This is a genomic window from uncultured Streptococcus sp. (assembly GCF_963456385.1).
In the GTDB taxonomy this organism is placed as follows: Bacteria; Bacillota; Bacilli; order Lactobacillales; family Streptococcaceae; genus Streptococcus.
Map to the genome: position 1 here is coordinate 47,830 of NZ_CAUOLF010000005.1, position 20,792 is coordinate 68,621.

Annotated in this window: 15 protein-coding genes; 5 read left to right on the forward strand and 10 right to left on the reverse strand. The window is 44.4% G+C overall.

Features of this window, described 5'->3' with window-relative positions:
* Positions 1-14 precede the first annotated feature (14 nt).
* Positions 15-1,110 (reverse strand): peptide chain release factor 2 gene (prfB, locus tag RP262_RS03135; RefSeq protein ID WP_268688407.1). Its coding sequence is split into 2 segments (ribosomal slippage): positions 15-1,037 and positions 1,039-1,110, totalling 1,095 coding nucleotides; the frame shifts between segments, so codons are not numbered across the junction.
* A gap of 310 nt (positions 1,111-1,420) precedes the next feature.
* Between prfB and RP262_RS03140 the strand changes: the two genes are divergently transcribed.
* Positions 1,421-2,281: a metallophosphoesterase gene (locus tag RP262_RS03140; protein ID WP_311154281.1), complete on the forward strand. Its 861-nt coding sequence runs from the start codon at positions 1,421-1,423 to the stop codon at positions 2,279-2,281.
* On the opposite strand, the gene RP262_RS03145 is transcribed toward RP262_RS03140, so the two are convergent.
* The 3 genes from RP262_RS03145 to RP262_RS03155 form a co-directional block, all read right to left on the reverse strand.
* On the reverse strand, positions 2,275-3,066 hold the full coding sequence (locus RP262_RS03145; RefSeq protein WP_311154282.1) for a DUF2785 domain-containing protein: 792 nt from the start codon (positions 3,064-3,066) through the stop codon (positions 2,275-2,277). The genes RP262_RS03140 and RP262_RS03145 overlap by 7 nt on opposite strands.
* Positions 3,067-3,154: 88 nt before the next feature.
* Positions 3,155-5,851, reverse strand: coding sequence for a cation-translocating P-type ATPase (locus RP262_RS03150; protein ID WP_311154283.1), 2,697 nt, complete (start codon positions 5,849-5,851; stop codon positions 3,155-3,157).
* Between the two features lie 285 nt (positions 5,852-6,136).
* The gene (locus tag RP262_RS03155) at positions 6,137-6,529 is read right to left on the reverse strand and encodes a DUF1934 domain-containing protein (protein WP_311154284.1); all 393 of its coding nucleotides are present in this window, start codon (positions 6,527-6,529) and stop codon (positions 6,137-6,139) included.
* Between the two features lie 115 nt (positions 6,530-6,644).
* Between RP262_RS03155 and RP262_RS03160 the strand changes: the two genes are divergently transcribed.
* From RP262_RS03160 to RP262_RS03175, 4 genes are read left to right on the forward strand one after another with little or no spacing between them, the layout of a single operon-like run.
* Positions 6,645-7,946 carry an HD domain-containing protein gene (locus tag RP262_RS03160; protein WP_311154285.1) on the forward strand — a complete coding sequence of 434 codons (1,302 nt, stop codon included), beginning with the start codon at positions 6,645-6,647 and terminating at the stop codon, positions 7,944-7,946.
* 1 nt (position 7,947) lies between these two features.
* Positions 7,948-8,757, forward strand: a complete 810-nt coding sequence (gene yidA, locus RP262_RS03165) for a sugar-phosphatase (RefSeq protein WP_311154286.1) — start codon at positions 7,948-7,950, stop codon at positions 8,755-8,757.
* On the forward strand, positions 8,757-9,971 hold the full coding sequence (locus RP262_RS03170; protein ID WP_311154287.1) for an aminoacyltransferase: 1,215 nt from the start codon (positions 8,757-8,759) through the stop codon (positions 9,969-9,971). The genes yidA and RP262_RS03170 overlap by 1 nt, the downstream gene beginning before the upstream one ends.
* Before the next feature lie 14 nt (positions 9,972-9,985).
* A complete protein-coding gene (locus tag RP262_RS03175; RefSeq protein WP_311154288.1) occupies positions 9,986-11,221 on the forward strand; it encodes an aminoacyltransferase in 1,236 nt (411 codons plus the stop codon).
* 33 nt (positions 11,222-11,254) lie between these two features.
* Here RP262_RS03175 and RP262_RS03180 read toward each other — a convergent pair whose 3' ends face one another.
* From RP262_RS03180 to RP262_RS03205, 6 genes are all read right to left on the reverse strand, one after another.
* Positions 11,255-15,133, reverse strand: coding sequence for a GBS Bsp-like repeat-containing protein (locus RP262_RS03180; RefSeq protein WP_311154289.1), 3,879 nt, complete (start codon positions 15,131-15,133; stop codon positions 11,255-11,257).
* 64 nt (positions 15,134-15,197) lie between these two features.
* Positions 15,198-15,956 (reverse strand): triose-phosphate isomerase, encoded by a 759-nt coding sequence (gene tpiA / locus RP262_RS03185; RefSeq protein WP_002900651.1) that lies wholly within the window; start codon positions 15,954-15,956, stop codon positions 15,198-15,200.
* 280 nt (positions 15,957-16,236) lie between these two features.
* Positions 16,237-17,091 (reverse strand): dTDP-4-dehydrorhamnose reductase, encoded by an 855-nt coding sequence (gene rfbD, locus RP262_RS03190; RefSeq protein WP_009660566.1) that lies wholly within the window; start codon positions 17,089-17,091, stop codon positions 16,237-16,239.
* A gap of 109 nt (positions 17,092-17,200) precedes the next feature.
* On the reverse strand, positions 17,201-18,424 hold the full coding sequence (locus tag RP262_RS03195) for a beta-carotene 15,15'-monooxygenase (RefSeq protein WP_311154290.1): 1,224 nt from the start codon (positions 18,422-18,424) through the stop codon (positions 17,201-17,203).
* Positions 18,425-18,478: 54 nt separating this feature from the next.
* A complete protein-coding gene (locus RP262_RS03200; protein ID WP_311154291.1) occupies positions 18,479-19,405 on the reverse strand; it encodes a glycosyltransferase family 2 protein in 927 nt (308 codons plus the stop codon).
* Between the two features lie 98 nt (positions 19,406-19,503).
* Positions 19,504-20,784 (reverse strand): O-acetylhomoserine aminocarboxypropyltransferase/cysteine synthase family protein, encoded by a 1,281-nt coding sequence (locus RP262_RS03205; RefSeq protein WP_311154292.1) that lies wholly within the window; start codon positions 20,782-20,784, stop codon positions 19,504-19,506.
* Positions 20,785-20,792 lie beyond the last annotated feature (8 nt).

Consider the following 20,792-nt stretch of genomic DNA (forward strand, 5'->3'; position numbering starts at 1 on the left):
ATCTCTTACATTTCCTAGTTCAAACGCCATTTCAAATAAGCGTCGATGAAACCATCCAAATCTCCGTCCATAACCTTGTCCACCTGTGCTACTTCGTAACTGGTCCGATGGTCTTTGACCATGGTATAAGGCGTAAAGACATAGGAGCGGATTTGGCTTCCCCAGGAAATTTCCTTCTTATCTCCCTTGAGTGAATCGACTTCGGCTGCTTGTTTCTCTTGCTCTAGCTGATAAAGCTTGGCCTGCAGCATCTTCATCGCTCGATCACGGTTTCCATACTGAGTCCGGTCAACCGTAGACTGCACCACGATTCCTGTAGGAATATGCGTCAGCCGCACACCAGTAGAAACTTTATTGACGTTCTGTCCGCCGGCTCCTCCCGAGCGGAAAGTGTCCATCTTAATATCGTCATCGCGAATTTCCACCTCAATGGTGTCATCCAGCTCTGGCATGACCTCTACTGAGGTAAAGGAAGTATGGCGACGCTTAGCTGAGTCAAATGGCGAAATCCGAACCAAACGGTGGACTCCCATTTCTGACTTGAGCAGACCGTATGCATACGGCCCTTCAAATGAAAGAGTCACTGACTTAATTCCCGCTTCATCACCAGCTTGATAGTCCAAGACCTCTACTTTGAAGCCCTTTGCATTGCCAAAGCGTGTATACATACGCAGCAGCATATCTCCCCAATCCTGGGCCTCTGTACCACCAGAGCCCGGGTGAATTTCAAGGATAGCATTGTTATTGTCATAAGGCTCAGATAGGAGCAGGGTCATTTCATAGCCGGTCATCATTTTCTCGAGTTCGTCCAGCTTTTCTTCCAACTCTCCCTGAACCGACTCATCTTCAGCCAGAAAATCAAGCAAGATTTCCGATTCATCAAAAAGCTCGGTCATCTGATGGAAATTTTCATAGGTTTGCTTGAGTTCATTCAGCTCTTGAGATGTCTTCTGGGCTGCAATATTGTCATCCCAAAAGTCGGGTTCTGTCATCTTATTTTCTAAGATGGCAATTTCTTCTTCCAGACCTTCTAAGTCAAAGAGACCCCCTGAAAGAAGCTAATTTTTCACGATTTGCGTCAATCTTTTGACGAATTTCTGAAATGTCCATAAATACCTCTTTTCACATATCGTTTAATTATAACATAAATTAAACAGTTTGCCTAATCTCACATTCAGCAGCTTACATTTTATCGGATTTTCCCTAGCTAGGCAAGACAAGCGACTCCTTGTCACCTAATTGTTAGAAAAGTAATATAATGACATGGGCTTGGAAGAATTATTTCAAGACTTCCTAGACTTCATTCATGGATAAACGAAATACAAAATTACGAAAATTTATGAGGTGTTCAGATAAAAGGGAGACTCTCCATAGGTGCTTAAGCATTTCCAAGTTTTGAAAAATATGCTAGACTAAAACCATGACAAGAATCGGATTTATGAGCGATCTCCATCTGGACTCCAACCAGTTTGGAAATTTTGAGCGCCAAGCTCTTTGCCAGCTTTTAAAAGAGGAAGGGATTGACCACCTACACATTGCTGGAGATTTATCCAACGACCTGACCAAGATTAGTTTGCCCTTTCTTGAAACTTTGAAGCAAGAGATTCCCCTTTCTTTTAATCTGGGAAACCACGATATGCTGGGACTTTCTGAGCAAGAAATTTCAAACTATGATTTTCAGGTCCAGCAGTTCGGTCGGACCAAGCTCGTCAGCTTTTCTGGCTGGTACGATTACAGCTTTGCTCCAGAAAAAAGCAAGGAAGAGCATCTGAGAACAAAGACCAATTTCTGGTTTGACCGCAGATTGGCGCGTCAACTCGACGATCCTAGCATTACAGCTCAGACGTTGCAAGAGTTAGAAAAACTGTTGGCGACTTTAGATGGTCCCATTATTGTTGCTCTGCATTTTGTCCCCCATCAAGACTTTCTATACGATCATCCCTATTTCCAGCGCTTCAACGCCTTCCTAGGAAGTCAAGCTTTTCATCGGCTCTTTGTCAAATACAGGGTGAAAGAAGTCGTTTTCGGCCATCTTCATCACCGCCACCAAAGCCGTGTTATCGAAGGTGTCCGCTACCATATGCGTCCTCTGGGCTACATCCGCGAATGGGAACTGACTCGGAACTTTTTTAATGACTTTCCTCAGTATAAGATCCCCCAGATGTACCGCCTGCACAAGCGTTATAATGCTGTTAAAGATTTAGCCGAATTTCGAGACTACAAGAAAAAACACCTAGCAGCTGAACTGCGAGATGCTTTAACAGTAATTGAAGTTCAGTAATGGAAATGTTGAATAGCAGCTCTCAGCTCATCTGAGAGCTGTTTTTTGCTGTCCAACTGCACATAGACTTCGAATAAGCAGGAGCGAAAATTGGAAAAAGCAATGAAATCTTGGTTGCTTTCTAATGGAAAACTCTTTGATTGAAGCCACAGTCTAAGTTCATGCTGCGACAGTTTTTCTTTTAAGACAGCTTGATAGAGCACCTGGGCTAAGCGCCAATCCTCATCATTTCCGAAACGGACTGAAACTCTTTTAAAAACTTGATGAATGACCTCTAAAACCTCTGGCATCCTACTGGAGGGAAAGTCCTGATGACAAGCCACTTCTGTCAATAAGTCTGCTCCATGAGCGAAGGCATGAACCCAACCGTATTTCCTGGAGTAACCCCTTGTGTCTCTTTCTACTGACAGGTAGGTTAGCCCCTTATCTAGTAAATATTTTCTTCCTGGCACTGATAAAGCCTGATAATACGAAGAGTTTGGATTACCATCACAGTTTAAGAGATTGGCATAAAGTAAAGCCGTGAAGGAACGTGTTAAGGTAGCTTGACCATTTTTATCACTCTTGTAAAAAAGTCCTTGTCTTTTGACTGCTTCTTGAGCCAAGAAACGAAACTGTTCAACTGAAAATATGTCAGCCTGAAGTCCCCTCGCTAAGGACGAAAAGACTAACTCATCACGGATTGTCGCTTCTGGATGACCAATACGATCCAGTAACCATAAGATTTCTTCCTCATAATATAAAGGAGAAGCCTCTTCCAACTTCTTTCGTAAGTTTTGATACATACTTTCACCGTCCTTTCGAGTTGCTTTCTTTGAATTTGATTATATCGCCTTGTACGCAAAAAAGCCATCCGCAGATGACTTTTTGCTGTTAAATAGCATTTTTGTCCATACCTAATTTACGCTGGATGAACTTAACAATTTCAACAATGACAATCATGGCAAAGCTACCAATCAGAACAACTGTCCATTGTGACAAGTCCAGCTTGGTAACATGGAAAATCTTTTCCAGTGGATCAATTACAATAGTCGAAATCAATAGGATGAAAGAAACCAGGATAGACCAGTTAAAGGTCTTAGACTTGAATGGACCAACTGTAAATATAGACTGGTAAACAGATTTTACATTATAAGCATGGAAGAGCTGGATGAGGCCAAGCGTTGCAAAGGCCATTGTCAGAGCGTCCGCATGGATAGCCTTGATATCACCGGCATGGACGGGATTAGAGATAGCATAACCATAAACCGCCAGAACCAAAGCCCCTTGCAGGACCCCCTGATAGATGATAGAGCTCATCACTCCACCTGAGAAGAAGCTAGACTTACGGCCGCGAGGCTTATGACTCATGACACCTGGCTCAGCAGGCTCAACTCCCAGAGCAATAGCTGGGAAGGTATCCGTTACTAGATTAATCCAAAGCAGATGAACTGGCTGCAGCACATCCCAACCAAAGAGGGTTGCCAAGAAAATAGTCAGTACCTCAGCTGTATTAGCTGAAAGGAGATACTGGATGGTCTTTTGAATATTAGAGAAGACCTTACGCCCTTCTTCCACGGCTACAATGATTGTCGCAAAGTTATCATCTGCTAGAATCATGTCAGAGGCACCCTTAGATACTTCTGTACCTGTAATACCCATACCGATACCGATATCAGCTGTCTTCAGAGCTGGCGCATCATTAACACCATCACCTGTCATGGCTACGACCTTACCTTGGTTTTGCCAAGCTTTGACAATCCGAACCTTATGCTCAGGAGAAACTCGGGCATAGACAGAGTATTGGCCAACAACCTTTTCGAATTCCGCATCAGAAAGCTCATTGAGCTCTGCACCAGTCAGGACATGGTCTTGAGTATCTCCTTCTTCGATGATCCCCAAACGCTTAGCGATAGCTTCAGCAGTATCTTGATGGTCACCGGTAATCATAATCGGACGAATACCTGCTTCCTTGGCTACGCGAACAGCTTCTGCTGCTTCTGCACGTTCTGGGTCAATCATACCGATTAAGCCAGTAAAGATTAAATCATTTTCCAGATTTTCAGATGTCAAGTCAGTCGGAACTGCATCAATAATCTTGTAGGCACCTGCAAGAACACGCAAGGCTTGATGAGCCATGTCTGAGTTGTTAGACTTAATCAGCTGTGAAGTAGCGTCATCAATCGCTGCAACATCTCCAGCCTTATCACGAGCAACACAGCGTTTCAAGAGTTGGTCTGGTGCTCCCTTTATTGCCACAAGGAATTTCCCATCTGGCAATGGATGAACAGTAGACATGAGTTTACGTTCTGAATCAAAGGGCAGCTCAGCTACTCGAGGATATTTCTCTAAAAAGGCCTTCACATCATAGCCCTTGTCCAAAGCATACTGGATAAAGGCTGTTTCTGTTGGGTCACCAATTAGCTTCCCTTCTTGGTCAATCTTGGTATCATTGGCTAAGACAACCGAACGTAAGAGCGGCAGCTCCAGTCCAAGTTCAATATCTTGTCCAGCTTCATTTAGGACTCCGTCGTAAAAGACTTTTTCGACCGTCATCTTATTCATGGTCAGGGTACCGGTCTTATCTGAAGCGATAATCTCGGTTGATCCCAAAGTCTCAACAGCTGGAAGCTTGCGGACAATTGAATTCCGCTTAGCCAGAACCTGAGTTCCCAAAGCCAGCACGATAGTAACGATAGCAGGCAGACCTTCTGGAATAGCCGCCACAGCCAAGGCCACAGATGTCATCAGCTCATCCAGCGGATTTTTCCCTTGAATGAAGACACCGACTACAAAAGTCACTGCAGCAATCACCAAGATAGCATAGGTCAGAACCTTAGACAGACTATTAAGATTTTGCTTAAGAGGTGTGTCCGTTTCATCCGCATCCTGCAACATACCTGCGATATGGCCGACTTCAGTATACATCCCTGTATTGACAACCAACCCAACCCCACGACCATAGGTCACATTTGAGTTTTGGAAGGCCATATTCACACGGTCGCCAATACCAGCATCTGCAGCTACCTCAACAGTCAAATCTTTCTCAACTGGAACAGACTCACCTGTCAGAGCCGCTTCTTCGATTTTCAGTGAATTAGCTTCCAAAAGTCGCATATCTGCTGGGACAACGTCCCCGGCTTCCAGTCTAACGATATCACCAGGTACCAACCCCTTAGAATCTACTTCTGTGACATGGCCATCACGCAGGACACGCGCAGCAGGGCTAGACATAGATTTGAGTGCCGCAATCGCTTCTTCAGCCTTGCCTTCCTGATAGACACCAAAGATGGCATTGATGATTACTACAGCTAAGATGATTAAAGCATCTGCAATATCTTCACCACCTGATGTGACAACAGACAAGACCGCTGCTACCAACAAGATGATAATCATCAAATCCTTGAACTGCTCCAAAAACTTCATTAAGAGAGATTTTTTCTCCCCTTCATCCAGTTCATTGCGGCCATAATCAGCTAAACGCTTGGCTGCTTCTTGACTGGATAAACCTTGCTCTGAAGCGTCCAAAGTTTTGAAAATTTCCTCAGGACTCTGGGTGTAAAAAGCTTGGCGCTTTTGTTCTTTTGACAATGTATTCCTCCTCTTGGCCTCTTTTATTTCTGAAGTTTTCTGACCACTACGACTCATCATCTCGAGCCGCATCAGTCATATCCAAAAAGTCAGAAACAAAAAAGAGACCTGTTTATTAACAAGTCTCGCTATTTCATACAAGGCCGGAAATTTCTTTCGTATTGACGACCTTGTAACGGTTATTCCGTTAGCTACTCCCTTGAGTTAGAAACTATTATACCAAATTTTCAAGCTTTTGCAAGGGGAAACATTATGATTTTCAAGAGTTTTCTCGGAGGATAGCAGCTAACCCCAGCTAATCTCCATCTCATAGCTGGCAAAAATCTGCTCCCCATCAACAGTTTTTAGCTGATAATGAAGTTGCAGAACTTGATTAGTATAATCAACCTTATAGAAAGGAGTATCGATCACAAACTGCTGCAAGCCCACAGGTGTATGGATGCCAACCAAGGCCTGGCCCTGGCCCTGGCTGATGAAGCGCATGATGGACTTGGGCTCAGAAAAGCGGGTCATAACCAACTCTTTATCATGAAACTTCAGAACTACTTTCTCTCCTTCTTCATTCTTGTATAGCAGATAATGATAGTCTCCTTTTTGCGTCCAGTCCGTATCGTAGACCTGATTAATTAGCTCGGTATGCCCGTCCAGCTGGATGTGATTTTTTATTCTGATTTGCATCTTCATCTCGTTTCTGTTTTTCTTTCCCTATTCTATCAAAAAAAGAACAAAATTGCTCTTCTTTCAGTCGCAGCTTTGATTTTTTTCCTACTATGATTTGTGGTATAATGGTAGCATGATTGAAAAAGTATTTCGGGACCCGGTCCACAATTACGTTCATGTGGACCATCAGGTCATTTATGATTTAATCAATACCAAAGAATTTCAACGGCTGCGCCGCATCAAACAGCTGGGTACCTCCGGCTATACTTTCCACGGCGGGGAGCACAGCCGTTTTTCGCATTGTCTGGGAGCTTACGAGATTGCTCGGCGCATCACCAAGATTTTCAATGAAAAATACCAAGCCAACTGGGACAGCCATGAAAGTCTGCTGACCATGACAGCTGCTCTCCTGCATGACTTGGGGCACGGAGCTTATTCACACACCTTCGAGCGCCTCTTTGATACTAATCACGAGGACATAACGCGGCAAATCATCACCAGTCCTGAAACAGAGATTCATCAGGTACTGGTGCAGGTTTCACCAGATTTCCCAGAAAAGGTAGCTAGCGTCATCAACCATACTTATCCCAATAAGCAGGTGGTCCAGCTGATTTCCAGCCAGATTGATGTGGACCGGATGGATTATCTCTTGCGAGATTCCTTTTTTACTGGCGCTTCCTATGGACAATTTGACTTGACTAGAATTTTACGAGTGATTTGTCCTGTAGAAAACGGCATCGCCTTCAAGCGCAATGGCATGCATGCGGTAGAAGACTACGTAGTCAGCCGCTACCAGATGTACATGCAGGTCTATTTCCACCCGGCCAGCCGAGCTATGGAAGTTCTGCTGCAAAATCTGCTCAAGCGGGCCAAGTTTCTCTATCCGGCTCAGAAGGATTATTTTGCCCTGTCATCGCCCAATCTCATTCCATTCTTTGAAAACAGAGTGACCCTGCAGGATTATCTGGCCTTGGATGATGGGGTCATGAATACCTATTTCCAAGTATGGATGACTAGTCCGGACAAGATTTTATCAGACTTGGCTCAGCGTTTTATCAACCGCAAGGTCTTTAAGTCTATCGTCTTCTCTCAGGAAAACGAAGCGCATTTGGATATCATGCGAGACATAGTTGGACAGGTTGGTTTTGACCCTGATTACTATACTGCTATTCATCGTAACTTTGATTTGCCTTATGATTTCTACCGGCCTGACGTTGAAAAACCTCGGACTCAAATTGAAATCTTGCAAAAAGATGGCAGCTTAGCAGAACTATCCAGCCTGTCACCTATCGTTCATTCGCTAGCCGGGACCAGACAAGGCGATAATCGCTTCTACTTCCCTAAGGAAATGCTGGCAGAGACCGGACTTTTCAGCGAAAAAAACCAGACTTTTATGCACTATATCAAAAACGACCAATTTACCTACGGAGAATAATATGTCTATCAAATTAGTTGCCGTTGACATTGACGGTACCCTTTTAAACAACCAAAAAGAAATCACTCCTGAAGTCTTCAGCGCTGTTCAGGATGCCAAGGCTGCTGGCGTTAAAATCGTCATTGCAACCGGTCGACCTATTGCAGGCGTAAAAAAACTCCTCGAGGAGCTAGAACTTAATCAGCCAGATAACTACGTCGTTACCTTCAACGGCGGACTGGTGCAGGATACTGTTACGGGTCAAGAATTAATCAAAGAAACACTGACCTATGACGACTATCTGGATATCGAACTGCTTGGGCGAAAATTAGGTGTCCATATGCATGCCATCACCAAGGACGGCATTTATACAGCCAATCGCAACATCGGTAAGTACACTGTTTACGAGTCCAATCTGGTCAGCATGCCTATCTTCTACCGCACACCTGAAGAAATGGCCAATAAAGAAATCGTTAAGTGCATGTATATTGATGAGCCAGAAATTCTGGATGCGGCCATTGCCAAGTTGCCACCGGAATTAGCCGAAAAATATACACTGGTTAAATCAGCTCCTTTCTATCTGGAAATTGTCAAAAAGACTGTCAATAAAGGGGCTGCTATCCTCCATCTGGCTGAAAAACTGGGCTTGAGCAAGGAGCAGACCATGGCTATCGGTGATGAAGAAAACGACCGCGCCATGCTGGAAGCTGTCGGCTCTCCTGTTGTCATGGAAAACGGTAAGGAAGAACTCAAGAAAATCGCCAAATATATCACCAAATCGAACGATGAATCCGGCGTAGCACACGCCATTAGAGAGTGGGTTTTAAAATAATGTTTAGTTACAAAATTGGAATTTCAGCTCAGGAACACGACGATTTTGTCACGGCTCATCCACAGGCCAATCTTCTGCAGAGCTCAGCCTGGGCTCAGATTAAGGATAACTGGGCCAATGAGCGCTTGGGCTTCTATAAAGACGACCGCTTGGTTGCTGCAGCCAGTGTCTTGATCAAACCACTGCTCTTGGGGATGACCATGCTTTATATCCCTCGCGGTCCTATAATGGACTATGGTGACAAGGAGCTGCTGACCTTTGTTTTGGCGTCGCTCAAGAAATTTGCCAAGGAGAAAAAAGCGCTCTTTGTCAAGTTTGATCCTAGCCTCTTTCTGGCAGAAAGCAAGATGGGCGCTGAATTGCAAGATAAAGCCGAGACAGTAAAGCTGATTCAAGAGCTGCAGCAGGCAGGAGCTGTCTGGGTCGGACGGACTGAGTCTCTAGATGAAACCATCCAACCTCGCTTGCAGGCCAATATCCATAAAGAAGATTTCAGCGAAGAGCTGCTTTCTAAAAGTACTCGCCAGGCCATTCGTACAGCCCGTAACAAAGGCATTCAAATCCAATTTGGCGGAGCAGAATTACTGGATGACCTTTCAGACTTGATGAAAAAGACAGAAAACAGAAAAAACATCCACCTGCGTGGAAAAGACTATTACCAAAAACTCTTGGATACTTATCCTGATCACTCCTACATCACCTTGTCCAGCATTGATCTAAAGGCACGCTTGGAAGACTTGCAGACGCAGCTGACCAAGACACTTAAAGAATCAGAGAAATTTACTGAGAAAACTAAGCCCGGAAAGATTGAGAATAACCAGCAAGAACAGAATCGTCTGCAGGAAGAGATTGACTTCCTGCAGGACAAAATCAGCCAAGGTGCTACTGTCGTTCCCCTGTCTGGCACACTGGTCTTGGAATACGGCAAAACCTCTGAAAATATCTATGCCGGAATGGACGAGGAATACCGTCGTTATCAGCCTGCCATTATCACTTGGTACGAAACGGCCAAACATGCTTTTGAGCGCGGAGCTGATTGGCAAAATATGGGCGGAATCGAAAACGACCTCAAGGGTGGTCTCTATAGCTTTAAATCCAAGTTCAATCCGACCATTGAGGAATTTGCTGGTGAGTTCAACCTGCCAACTAATCCTCTCTATCACCTCTCCAATCTTGCCTACACTATCAGAAAGAAACTCCGCAGCAAGCATTAACAGAAAGGAAGCCTATGACCTTTAAACTTCTCAGCCAAGAAGAATTCATCCAGCATACCTCAGCTAGCTCCCAACGCTCTTTTATGCAGACCGTAGAAATGGCAGAGCTGCTGAGCAAGCGGGGCTTCAGTACCCAGTATGTCGGCTACACCGACCCGCAGGGACAGGTAGTGGTGTCTGCTGTCCTCTACAGTATGCCGATGACTGGCGGCCTTCATATGGAAATTAACTGCGGTCCTGTCTCTACCGATGCTCAATACCTGACTCCCTTCTATCAAGCCTTGCAGGCCTATGCTAAAAAAGAAGGCGCCTTAGAGCTCATCATCAAGCCCTACGAGACGTATCAGACCTTTGACAGCAATGGCCAGCCCACATCTGATGAAAAAGGCCAGCTTATCCAGCAGCTGACTGACTTAGGCTTTGACTTTGACGGCCTACAGACAGGCTATCCAGGTGGGGAGCCTGATTGGCATTATGTCAAAGACTTAGCTGATCTGACGGAGAAAGACTTGCTCAAATCCTTCAGTAAAAATGGTAAGGCGACTGTCAAAAAGGCTAATACCTTTGGTATCAAGCTAAAAAGGCTAGAACGTGACCAACTCAGCGTTTTCAAAGATATCACAGCTGCCACTTCTGACCGGCGAGAGTACGATGACAAGCCACTAGACTACTATCTAGATTTTTATGATAGCTTTGGTCAGCAGGCGGACTTTATGACAGCCAGTCTCAACTTCAAGGACTATCTTCAGAACTTACAAAAGGATCAAGAGAAACTGGGCCAGAAAATCCAGAAACTGAAGGCGGACTTGGAAAAAAATCCTCAGTCTGAAAAGAAGCAAAATCAGCTTCGAGAGCTTTCCAGCCAGTTTGACAGCTTTGAAATCCGCAAAGCAGAGGCCCAAGAGCTGATTGACAAGTACGGCGACCAAGACCAGATTCTGGCTGCCAGCCTCTTTATCTACACCCCTCAGGAAGCAACCTATCTCTTCAGCGGCTCCTATCCTGAGTTTAATAAATTCTACGCTCCAGCCCTGCTGCAGGAATACGTTATGACCGAAAGTATCAAGAGAGGCATTCCATTTTACAATTTCCTCGGTATTATGGGAATTTTCGATGGTTCTGACGGCGTTCTGCGCTTCAAACAAAACTTCAACGGCTTCATCATCCGAAAAATGGGAACTTTCCGTTATTATCCTAACCCTCTCAAATTTAAGCTGCTTCAGCTCATAAAGAAAATTCTAAGACGTTAAAAGAACCAAGGTCTCCCTTGGTTTTTTGTTTGTTTATCTATAACGAGGTGTCGCAAAACCACGGATATTTCCATGACCGATGCGGTAAGTATTGCGTTTAACTACGTTATTGCTGTTGCCTTCAATCGTGTGAATGATGCCATTTTCTACTTTTTCGACAATACCGATATGATCAGCCCAGCCATCATTTTGCTGGGTATCTTTATCCCAGTTAAAAGTGATGATATCGCCTGCGCTAGGTGTCGAATTGCCATCTTCATTCCAGATACCTAGTCTTTGGAAAATATGAATATGGCGCTCTACACCGCACTCACGGCCGATAAGATCACTCAAGCCCTCTCTTTGGAAAATAACTGTAGTAAAAATGTCGCACCAGTCATCTGTGTTTTTCACAGCATAACCAACTGGCAGCGGTCTGACACTGTTATAATCGTTGACCAAGCGCTGATGCTCAGCACTGCCTCCCCTGACACCTACCATAGCAGCTGCCGCCGCAAGAACACGGTCGCGCTGATTAGTTGCCTGAGGACGGTTCACAGAGATAGAGGTCTTTTCTCCACCAGCTCCTTGCAGCTGATTTTGATTATTTAAGTAATACAAGTGAACATTGTACTCGCCTGCATTATTCTTATGATCACGCGCATATACATGCTTACGATAAGTGCCATCAGCCTGACGATCCGCTGTATACCACTGGACATCATCTTGACCATTCGCTTCTGACCAAGTCGGCAGGTAAACTGTCTTGAGACCTTCTGGTGCCACAATTCCTGATACTACAATGTCAAACTCTCCAGTATCATTATTCTTATTTTGAATACTGATTTTACCCTGCGGCTTACTGATAGAAACATTGGTCTTGATGCCACCTGCTCCTACTAGCTTGCCATCATTTTGCAAATAGTAGAGATGCACATTATACTCGCCCTGAACGTTGTTATGGTCACGCGCATATACATGCTTACGATAAGTACCATCAGCCTGACGATCAGCTGTGTACCATTGGACGTCATCTTGGCCATTGGCCTCTGACCAAGTTGGAAGATAAACTGTCTTAAGACCACCTGGTGATACGATATCTGAAACTACAATATCAAAATCGCCGGTTTCGCTATTGCGATTCTGAATGCTGATTTTACCTTGCGCTTTTGGTTTCTCAATGGAAATAGTCGTTTTAGTGCCGCTCACACCAACCAAGCTGCCATCATTCTGCACATAGTAAAGGTGAACATTATATTCGCCCTCAACATTATTGTGATCACTCAGACGGACACGCTTACGATAGGTGCCATCCGCTTGACGCTCAGCATCGTACCACTTGATGTCATCTTGGCCGTTGGCTGTAGACCAGGTTGGAAGAGAAACATTCTTCACCCCCCCTGGGGATGAGATTCCCGAAACCACAATATCAAAATCACCGGTTTCATTGTTGCGATTCTGGATGCTGATTTTACCCTGCGGCTTGCTGATAGAAACGTTGGTCTTGATGCCGCCTGCTCCTACTAGTTTGCCATCATTTTGCACATAGTAGAGATGTACATTATATTCGCCTTGGACATTGTTATGGTCGCTCAGACGAACTCGTTTACGATAAGTGCCATCAGCCTGACGTTCTGCGTCATACCATTTGATGTCATCCTGGCCATTGGTCTCTGACCAAGTCGGCAATGATACGCTCTTCAGACCGCCCGGAGAGACAATTCCTGAAACGACAATATCAAAATCACCCGTTTCACTGTTGCGATTCTGGATGCTGATTTTGCCTTGTGGTTTTGGCTTATCTAGGGAAATGGTCGTCTTAGTTCCTGTGACACCAACCAGTTGCCCATCATTCTGAACATAGTAGAGATGGATATTATACTCACCCTCAACCATCTTGTGATCGCTCAGGCGGACTCGCTTACGATAAGTGCCATCAGCCTGACGCTCTGCGTCATACCACTTGATGTCATCTTGGCCATTGGCCTCTGACCAAGTTGGCAGAGAAACGCTCTTCAGACCGCCCGGAGATGAAATACCTGAAACCACGATATCAAAATCGCCAGTTTCTTTGTTTCGATTTTGAATACTGATGGTGCCCTTAGGTTTCCCAAGAGAAACGGTCGTTTTAGTACCGCTTACACCAACCAAGCGGCCGTCATTTTGAACATAGTAGAGATGGACATTGTACTCGCCCTGCACATTATTGTGGTCGCTTATGCGGACTCGCTTACGATAGGTGCCGTCAGCCTGACGTTCAGCAGTATACCACTTGATATCATCTTGGCCGTTGGCCTCTGACCAAGTTGGCAGAGAGACAGTCTTAAGACCACCAGGGGATGAGATACCTGAAACCACAATATCGAAATCACCAGTTTCGCTGTTGCGATTCTGAATGCTGATTTTGCCCTGTGGCTTGATGACAGACACATTGGTTGTAGTACCACCAACACCGACTAATTGACCATCGTTGCGGACATAGTAGAGATGGACATTGTACTTGCCAACTGAATCCTTATGTCTGCTAGAATCAACAGAAACTTTATAAGTACCATTAGCCTGCTGAGTGGCTGTGTACCAGATAATATCGTCTTGACCATTAGCTTCAGACCACACTGGAACACTAACAACAGACACTCCATAAGGAGCAGAAACGTTTGAAATCACAACATCAAAGCTGCCGTTGACATTATTCTTATTCTGAATACTAATGTTACCCTTCAAAGGCTGCTTAGCAAGAGCAGACTGCTGGGTAAATCTTCCGGAATAGTCAACGCTATGGTCAAATACATGCTTACCAGCTAACAGCTGAGCCTGAGCTGTAAACTGCCATGCTCCAGCGCCACTGTTGTATTTGAGAGATTTAGCTCCATCAAGATTTAAATTAGAAGACGGATACTGAGCCACCCAGAAATTGCTATAGCCAAATTGCGATGTATTGACAGGTCCCTTGCTGCGAAGATTATTTTGATCCAGCCAGCTGGCACTGGTATAATACATCAGGTTAGAATAACCCAGTCTGCGCATCTCATCCGCCCAAGCCTGGGTATGCTGGTTAATCCCATTTTGCATTTTGGGATCTTCCATGTCATTGACCATAACTGTATTTTTAGGAAGACCTAGTCTATTAGCAAAGGCAGCGTAATAGCGCGCTTCTGCTCTCGCTTCTTCATCACTGGTATAGTGCGAGAAGGCATAGGTCGATACTTGTAAACCAGCTCCCTGTGCATTTCTCACTTGAGACTCGGCAAATGGATTGGTGTAATGGGTTCCTTCTGTCAGTTTGACAACGACACCGCCAACCCCTTGCTGGGCTAATTTACGATAGTCGTCTACGCTGATATGGCCATTGTGGCTGCTGACATCTACAAAGGAAGTGCCTTTTATCTCCGCTTGGGAATTCCCGCGAGCTGCCTGAGCCTTTGAACCAGCATTATAAAATACAGTTTTTCCAGCATTACTAGCTTTTGGTGCTGATGCTACTGCAGGACTAGCCTTGGGCTCTGAGGCAGTAGCAGAATCTGAAACAGAAGAGCTTGATTTTGCTGACTGATCAGCTACAGTTTCATTCTGATTAGAAGCAGTTGCATCCGACTGACTTTGCCCTTCTGGCTTAGCAGGGGCCACCTGAGTTTCTACAGGATCTGATTGAGCTGCTCCTCCAGACTCAACAGCTGTTCCTACAGCGTTCGTTGCTTGCTCCTCTTGCTTAACAGCTTGAACTGACTGTTCTGCAGATGATACTGTTACAGTCGGCTGATTAGACGTTTGTGATGCGGCCGCATTCACTTTCTGATTCTGTGAACTAACAGACCTTTCTGTTTTTAAAACTTCTGACTCAGCGATAGTATGTTCCTCGGCTTTTGCAACATTGGCAGTCGCCGCCAATAAAATAGCCGTACTCGCTAAATAAACTAATTCTTTCGATTTCAACTTTTCTCTCCAACTTTTAAAAAACTTGTCACCTTTGGGAGGACAAGTCTTTTTTCAACATTTTTTATTTTACAAAATCAAGCAATGCCAAGAAGCTTTCAGCTTCAAGTGATGCACCACCAACAAGAGCACCGTCTACATCCGGACAAGCCATGTAAGACGCGACATTTTCAGGTTTTACAGAACCGCCGTACTGAACACGAACCTTGTCTGCTACTTCTTGACCAAAGTCAGCTGCGACAACATCACGAACTGCTTTACACATCTTTTGAGCGTCGTCTTGAGTTGCTGACTTACCAGTACCGATAGCCCAGATTGGCTCATAAGCGATGACCAATGATGCAACTTGTTCTGCTGTCAAGTCTTTCAAAGCAGCTGATACTTGGGCACCAACGAAATCTACAGCTTTACCAGCTTCGTAAGTTTCAAGCGATTCACCACAGCAGATGATTGGCACCAGACCATTGCGGAAGATAGCGTGCGCTTTTTTGTTGATGTCTTGGTCTGTTTCATGGAAATAATCGCGGCGTTCTGAGTGACCGATAACGATGTAGTCAACTCCAACTTCTGCAAGAACTTTAGGGCTGTTTTCACCAGTGAAGGCACCTGCATCTTCAAAGTAAGCATTTTGCGCTGCAACCTTAAGATTGCTTCCTTTAGCTGCTGCCAAAACAGTTGTCAAATCAAGTGCTGGAGCAGCGATACCAGCTTCTACTAAATCTGAAGATGGAAGCTTAGCAGCAACCGCTTCTACAAAAGCCTTTGCTTCTTCAGGATTTTTGTTCATTTTCCAGTTACCAGCAATAAATGGTTTACGTGACATATTCACACACCTCTTCTATTTTATTTATAGTAACATTGTAACATAGTTTAATGAAATAATAAAGGTTATCCACAGAATTTCATCAAATTGAAACATCTTTATTTTAAGGGGATAAGATCTGTGGAAAATTCTTCTCATTATCATTTTCCCCTCGCATCTTCAAGCCAGCTATTTCTACAGCAGAGCATGCACCTGAAACCACTTCCCCAACTAGCTAGAAGAAAAAAACAGAACCTAGTCTGAGACTACATTCTGTCGCTGTTATAAACGTCAAAGAAAATCACTGTTTCTTCTCTTGCTTGTAAAACTCTTTTAAGGCATCCTGCCAAGTCGGAATGACAAAGCCTGTAGCCTTAGCCTTGGCCAGGCTCATAGTTGAGTTGAAAGGCCGCTTAGCCTTGGCTGGGAATTTGCTGGAATCAACCGGCTGGACTTCCACATCTGTATCTTTGAGAATTTCCACTGCAAAGTCATACCAAGTGGTGTCCTCAGCCGCATCATTAGACAGATGGTAATAACCAAATTCCTTTTGGTTTTCAGCCAAATGAGTCATAAACTCAGCCAGAGTACGAGTCCATGTCGGACGGCCATGTTGGTCATTGACTACAGTCAGAGTTTTGTGCGTCTTGGCAAGATTTTGCATGGTAAAGACAAAGTTTTTACCGTAGTTACCAAAGACCCAGGCAGTACGGATTATATAGAAACGGCTGGAATATTTCTCAACCAGCTCCTCACCCATGCGCTTGGTACGGCCATACTCAGTCTGCGGATCCGGCCGGTCATCTACTTCCCACTCCTCACCGACAGGCTTTTGTCCGTCAAATACATAGTCTGTTGAGATATAGACCAAGGTTGCTCCGTGTGCTTCAGCAGCTTTTGCCACATTTTCAGTACCGGTCACATTGATGGCATAGTCCAGCTCTTTTCCTTCGTCCTCAGCTGCATCAACAGCTGTATAGGCAGCGCAGTGATAGACCAAGCTTGGCTTGACTTCCGCAAAGACCTTGTCCACCATTTGGGCATTGGTAATATCCATTTCCGCCACATCAACAGCCACATATTCTTCATTGCGCTCATCCAAAAGATAGCGAAGCTCTGTACCCAGCTGTCCATTCGCACCTGTAATTAAAATCATTTGTCTTTCCTTTCATATCATAAACATTCAATGAGTTTATTATAACAAAAAAAGCAGAAAAAATCTGCTTGGTCGAATCCCTATCGGAAAATATACTTCATAGGATGATTTAGAGAACATCCTCTTGCCGCTTTTGATATTCTATATACAAGTGATACAACAATCTGCAAGTAATAATGAATAGACTTATCATCAGAGGCAAAAAGGTTCGAGTGCTTGAAGCGTAGAGAGTGGGGGATAATGAAATGACCATGCGGCCAATAAAACCAATTACAAATAAATAGGTCAGCCATATTTTTTCTTTAAAATCTGAAACTACAAGCCATAAAGCATAAAGAATCATTAATAGCAGCAAGCCATAAAAAGCGACCGCGCTCATATACGTGATATTAAAAGAAAATGTCCCTGATTCTCTGGCTGCTTTACTGATACCTGTTAAGGTACCAAAAATAGTATTCCAGCTCATTTTTTGCGAAAAAATATTGAACATAACAAAACCGCTCAGAACTATGGCTGTTACATTTTTCTTGTGAAGAGCATAAACAAGGAGCACAAGCAAGAAGACCATTACAAAGGCAAAGGATGTGGAAAGCAGATTATCACCTGTCTCCAGAAAGCCAAGCCCAAGCTTTTGGAAGATATTCAAGTTCGGAAAGTTGGGGAACCAACTGACAATATTCTTTTCCAAACGCAGAGCATTCCCCGGAGATAGCTTGGCTGATATGATTCCTAAAGCGCTCAGTGCCAAATAGCATAGATTACCCAGTAAAGGTTTTTTATCTTTCTTTGCAAGGACAGTTTCAAACAGAAGCCACAAAAAAGCATAGACTGCTAATTGTTCTTGCATGATAGCAACTAAAAAGCACAAAAGGCTAGCCATATTAATCCAAATATTTTTAGATTCTCTGAAAAAAAGTGCGAAAAGCAACAAGGAAGCAGGGAAAATGTAATTGACATAAGTTGGAATAGAGCCCGCACTTAAAAATTCAGTTGCCGGAAGGAATATAAAAATTAGTAAAGCTGGCAGCCAAGGCAAGGAAGGGGTCAGCTTCCTTAAAGCATAGACCAAAAGCAATGTTGCCAGAAAAGCTGCTGCTATAAACAGCCTTTCGTGAACGGAAAATAATAAGGTGGCTGACTCAATGAGCAGTCTACTGCTCCAAGTAAAATAACGATCAATCCCAAAGAATAAATAATTGTAATGAAATTCCTTAGCGTATTCTAAAAAAGCCGTTTGGTCTCCTACTGGAGTGATTTTATTATTGATGTAAAACTGTATCGCATAAATAAACGAAGACAAGCATAAGACAATATTGATTTTTTTATTTTTCACAATCTCTCCTCAGCTAAATAAGAGTCACTTAAGCTCAAAAACTCTTTCAAAGACTCACTTACTCTTTTCTTTAATCACATAGATTGGGCGATGCTTGGTTTCCATGAAGATTTTGCCGATGTATTTGCCTAGGATACCGATGGTCAACAGCTGGAAGCCTCCGATAAGGAGAATGACGGTCATAAGGGACGGCCAGCCCGATGTCGGGTCACCAAAAACCAAGGTACGGATAATAATGACTGCCATCAGGATGAAGGCTAAAATCCAAGACAGGATACCTCCTAAAAAGGCGATGTTGAGCGGCGCATCAGAGAAATTGACGATGCCTTCCAAAGAATAGTTGAAAAGAGACCAGAAATTCCAAGAGGTCTTACCAGCCACTCGTTCAACATTTTTGTATTCCAAGTACTCGGTATTGAAGCCAACCCAGGCAAAAATTCCCTTAGAGAAGCGATTGTACTCTGAAACTTCCAGAATGGCTTCTACCATCTGGCGGCGCATCAGTCGGAAGTCACGCGCACCATCTACCATCTCTACCTGACTAATCTTGTTAATCAGCTTATAGAACAAATTGGCAAAAAAGCTTCGGATTGGCGGCTCTCCCTCACGAGTAGTGCGGCGGGTTCCCACACAGTCCAGCTCAGGATTCGAGCCCAGCATAGCCTTCATCTCAATCAAAAGCTCTGGCGGATCCTGCAAGTCCACATCCATGACTGTCACCAAATCCCCGCTCGCCTCTTGCAAACCAGCATAGAGGGCTGCTTCTTTCCCGAAATTACGAGAAAAGGACAGATAGTGCACATCTGAACAGCGGCCGCTGAGCTCACGCAAAACAGCCAAGGTTTGGTCTGTCGATCCGTCATTGACAAAAATATATTCGAACTGGTCACGGATTTGATATTTCACCGCTTCCATAGCTTCATGAAACAGAGGAATAGACTCTTCTTCATTGAAGCACGGAACAATCACTGAAATTGTCATTTTGATTACCTGCTATTTTTTAATATTTTTCATTATAACAAAAAACTAGGCGAAAACCTAGCTTTATTCTTATTTGCTCTGTCTAGAGACCTTGAAAATTAGATAGACTCCAAAGCTAGTTTGAGATCCTCTATCAAGTCATCCACATTTTCCAATCCGATAGAGAGACGGATTTGATTTGGTGTAATGCCTGCTGCCAGCTGAGCCTCTGGTGACATCTGACCATGAGTCGTCGTAGCCGGATGGACAACCAGAGACTTAGCATCTGCTACATTGGCCAAGTCAGAGAAAATCTCCAGGCTGTCAATAACCTTACGAGCTTCTTTCTCCCCACCTTTGACATTAAAGGTGAAAATTGAGCCCACGCCTTTAGGGAAATATTTTTCTGCCAAAGCATGATAAGGACTGTCAGCAAGCTTGGGATAATTGACCTGCTCGACCTTAGGATGCCCTGCTAGGAAATCTACAATCTTCTCCGCATTAGACACATGGCGCTCTACGCGCAAAGAGAGAGTTTCTAACCCCTGCAAGAAGAGAAAGGCATTGAAGGGAGACATGGCTGCACCCGTATCGCGCAAGAGCTGGGTCCGGACAGCAGTAACAAAGGCTGCTGCTCCGACATCGCGCGTATAACTGATATCGTGGTAGCTAGGATCTGGGTCCACAAACTGCGGAAACTTGCCAGAAGCTTCCCAGTCGAAACGACCGCTGTCCACAATCACGCCACCGATGCTGGTTCCGTGACCGCCGATAAACTTAGTCGCAGAATGCACCGCGATATCCACTCCATGAGAAAAGACATTGATCAGATATGGTGTAGCAAAGGTATTGTCAGAAATCAGCGGAATTTTATGAGCATGAACCAGCTCTGCCAAAGCATCAAAGTCAGGAATATTAATCAGCGGATTGCCCAAGCTTTCAATCAGAACCAGCTTGGTATTGTCCTGAATGGCCGCTTCTACTTCAGCCAGATTTTCAATATCGACAAAAGTCGTGGTAATGCCATAGCGAGGCAGGGTTTCCTTGAGCAAATTAAAGGTGCCTCCGTAGATGGTAGAGGCTGCTACTACATGGTCGCCAGCATGCGCCAAAGCTAGAACGGTATAGGTAAGGGCCGCCATACCAGAAGCTGTCGCTAGTGCTCCGACTCCACCCTCCAAAGCCGCAATCCGCTCCTCAAAAGCAGACAGGGTCGGATTGGTAATCCGAGTGTAGATATTGCCCGGCTTGCGTAGGGCAAAGAGATCTTCACCCTCCTGAGTATCGTCAAACACATAGGAAGTTGTTTGGTAAATAGGCAGAGCCCGTGACTTGGTTGTCGGGTCTACTGTCTGTCCGGCATGAAGCTGCAGGGTTTCAAATTTAAATTCACGTGTCATAAGGTCAC

What these genes read in the sequence shown, in the direction of transcription:
- rfbD (WP_009660566.1), bottom strand. Translation starts at nt 17,091, where the DNA reads ATGATTTTAATTACAGGTGCGAATGGACAGCTGGGTACAGAGCTTCGC.
- RP262_RS03175 (WP_311154288.1), top strand. Translation starts at nt 9,986, where the DNA reads ATGACCTTTAAACTTCTCAGCCAAGAAGAATTCATCCAGCATACCTCA.
- tpiA (WP_002900651.1), bottom strand. Translation starts at nt 15,956, where the DNA reads ATGTCACGTAAACCATTTATTGCTGGTAACTGGAAAATGAACAAAAAT.
- RP262_RS03160 (WP_311154285.1), top strand. Translation starts at nt 6,645, where the DNA reads ATGATTGAAAAAGTATTTCGGGACCCGGTCCACAATTACGTTCATGTG.
- RP262_RS03155 (WP_311154284.1), bottom strand. Translation starts at nt 6,529, where the DNA reads ATGCAAATCAGAATAAAAAATCACATCCAGCTGGACGGGCATACCGAG.
- RP262_RS03205 (WP_311154292.1), bottom strand. Translation starts at nt 20,784, where the DNA reads ATGACACGTGAATTTAAATTTGAAACCCTGCAGCTTCATGCCGGACAG.
- yidA (WP_311154286.1), top strand. Translation starts at nt 7,948, where the DNA reads ATGTCTATCAAATTAGTTGCCGTTGACATTGACGGTACCCTTTTAAAC.
- RP262_RS03200 (WP_311154291.1), bottom strand. Translation starts at nt 19,405, where the DNA reads ATGACAATTTCAGTGATTGTTCCGTGCTTCAATGAAGAAGAGTCTATT.
- RP262_RS03145 (WP_311154282.1), bottom strand. Translation starts at nt 3,066, where the DNA reads ATGTATCAAAACTTACGAAAGAAGTTGGAAGAGGCTTCTCCTTTATAT.
- RP262_RS03170 (WP_311154287.1), top strand. Translation starts at nt 8,757, where the DNA reads ATGTTTAGTTACAAAATTGGAATTTCAGCTCAGGAACACGACGATTTT.
- RP262_RS03140 (WP_311154281.1), top strand. Translation starts at nt 1,421, where the DNA reads ATGACAAGAATCGGATTTATGAGCGATCTCCATCTGGACTCCAACCAG.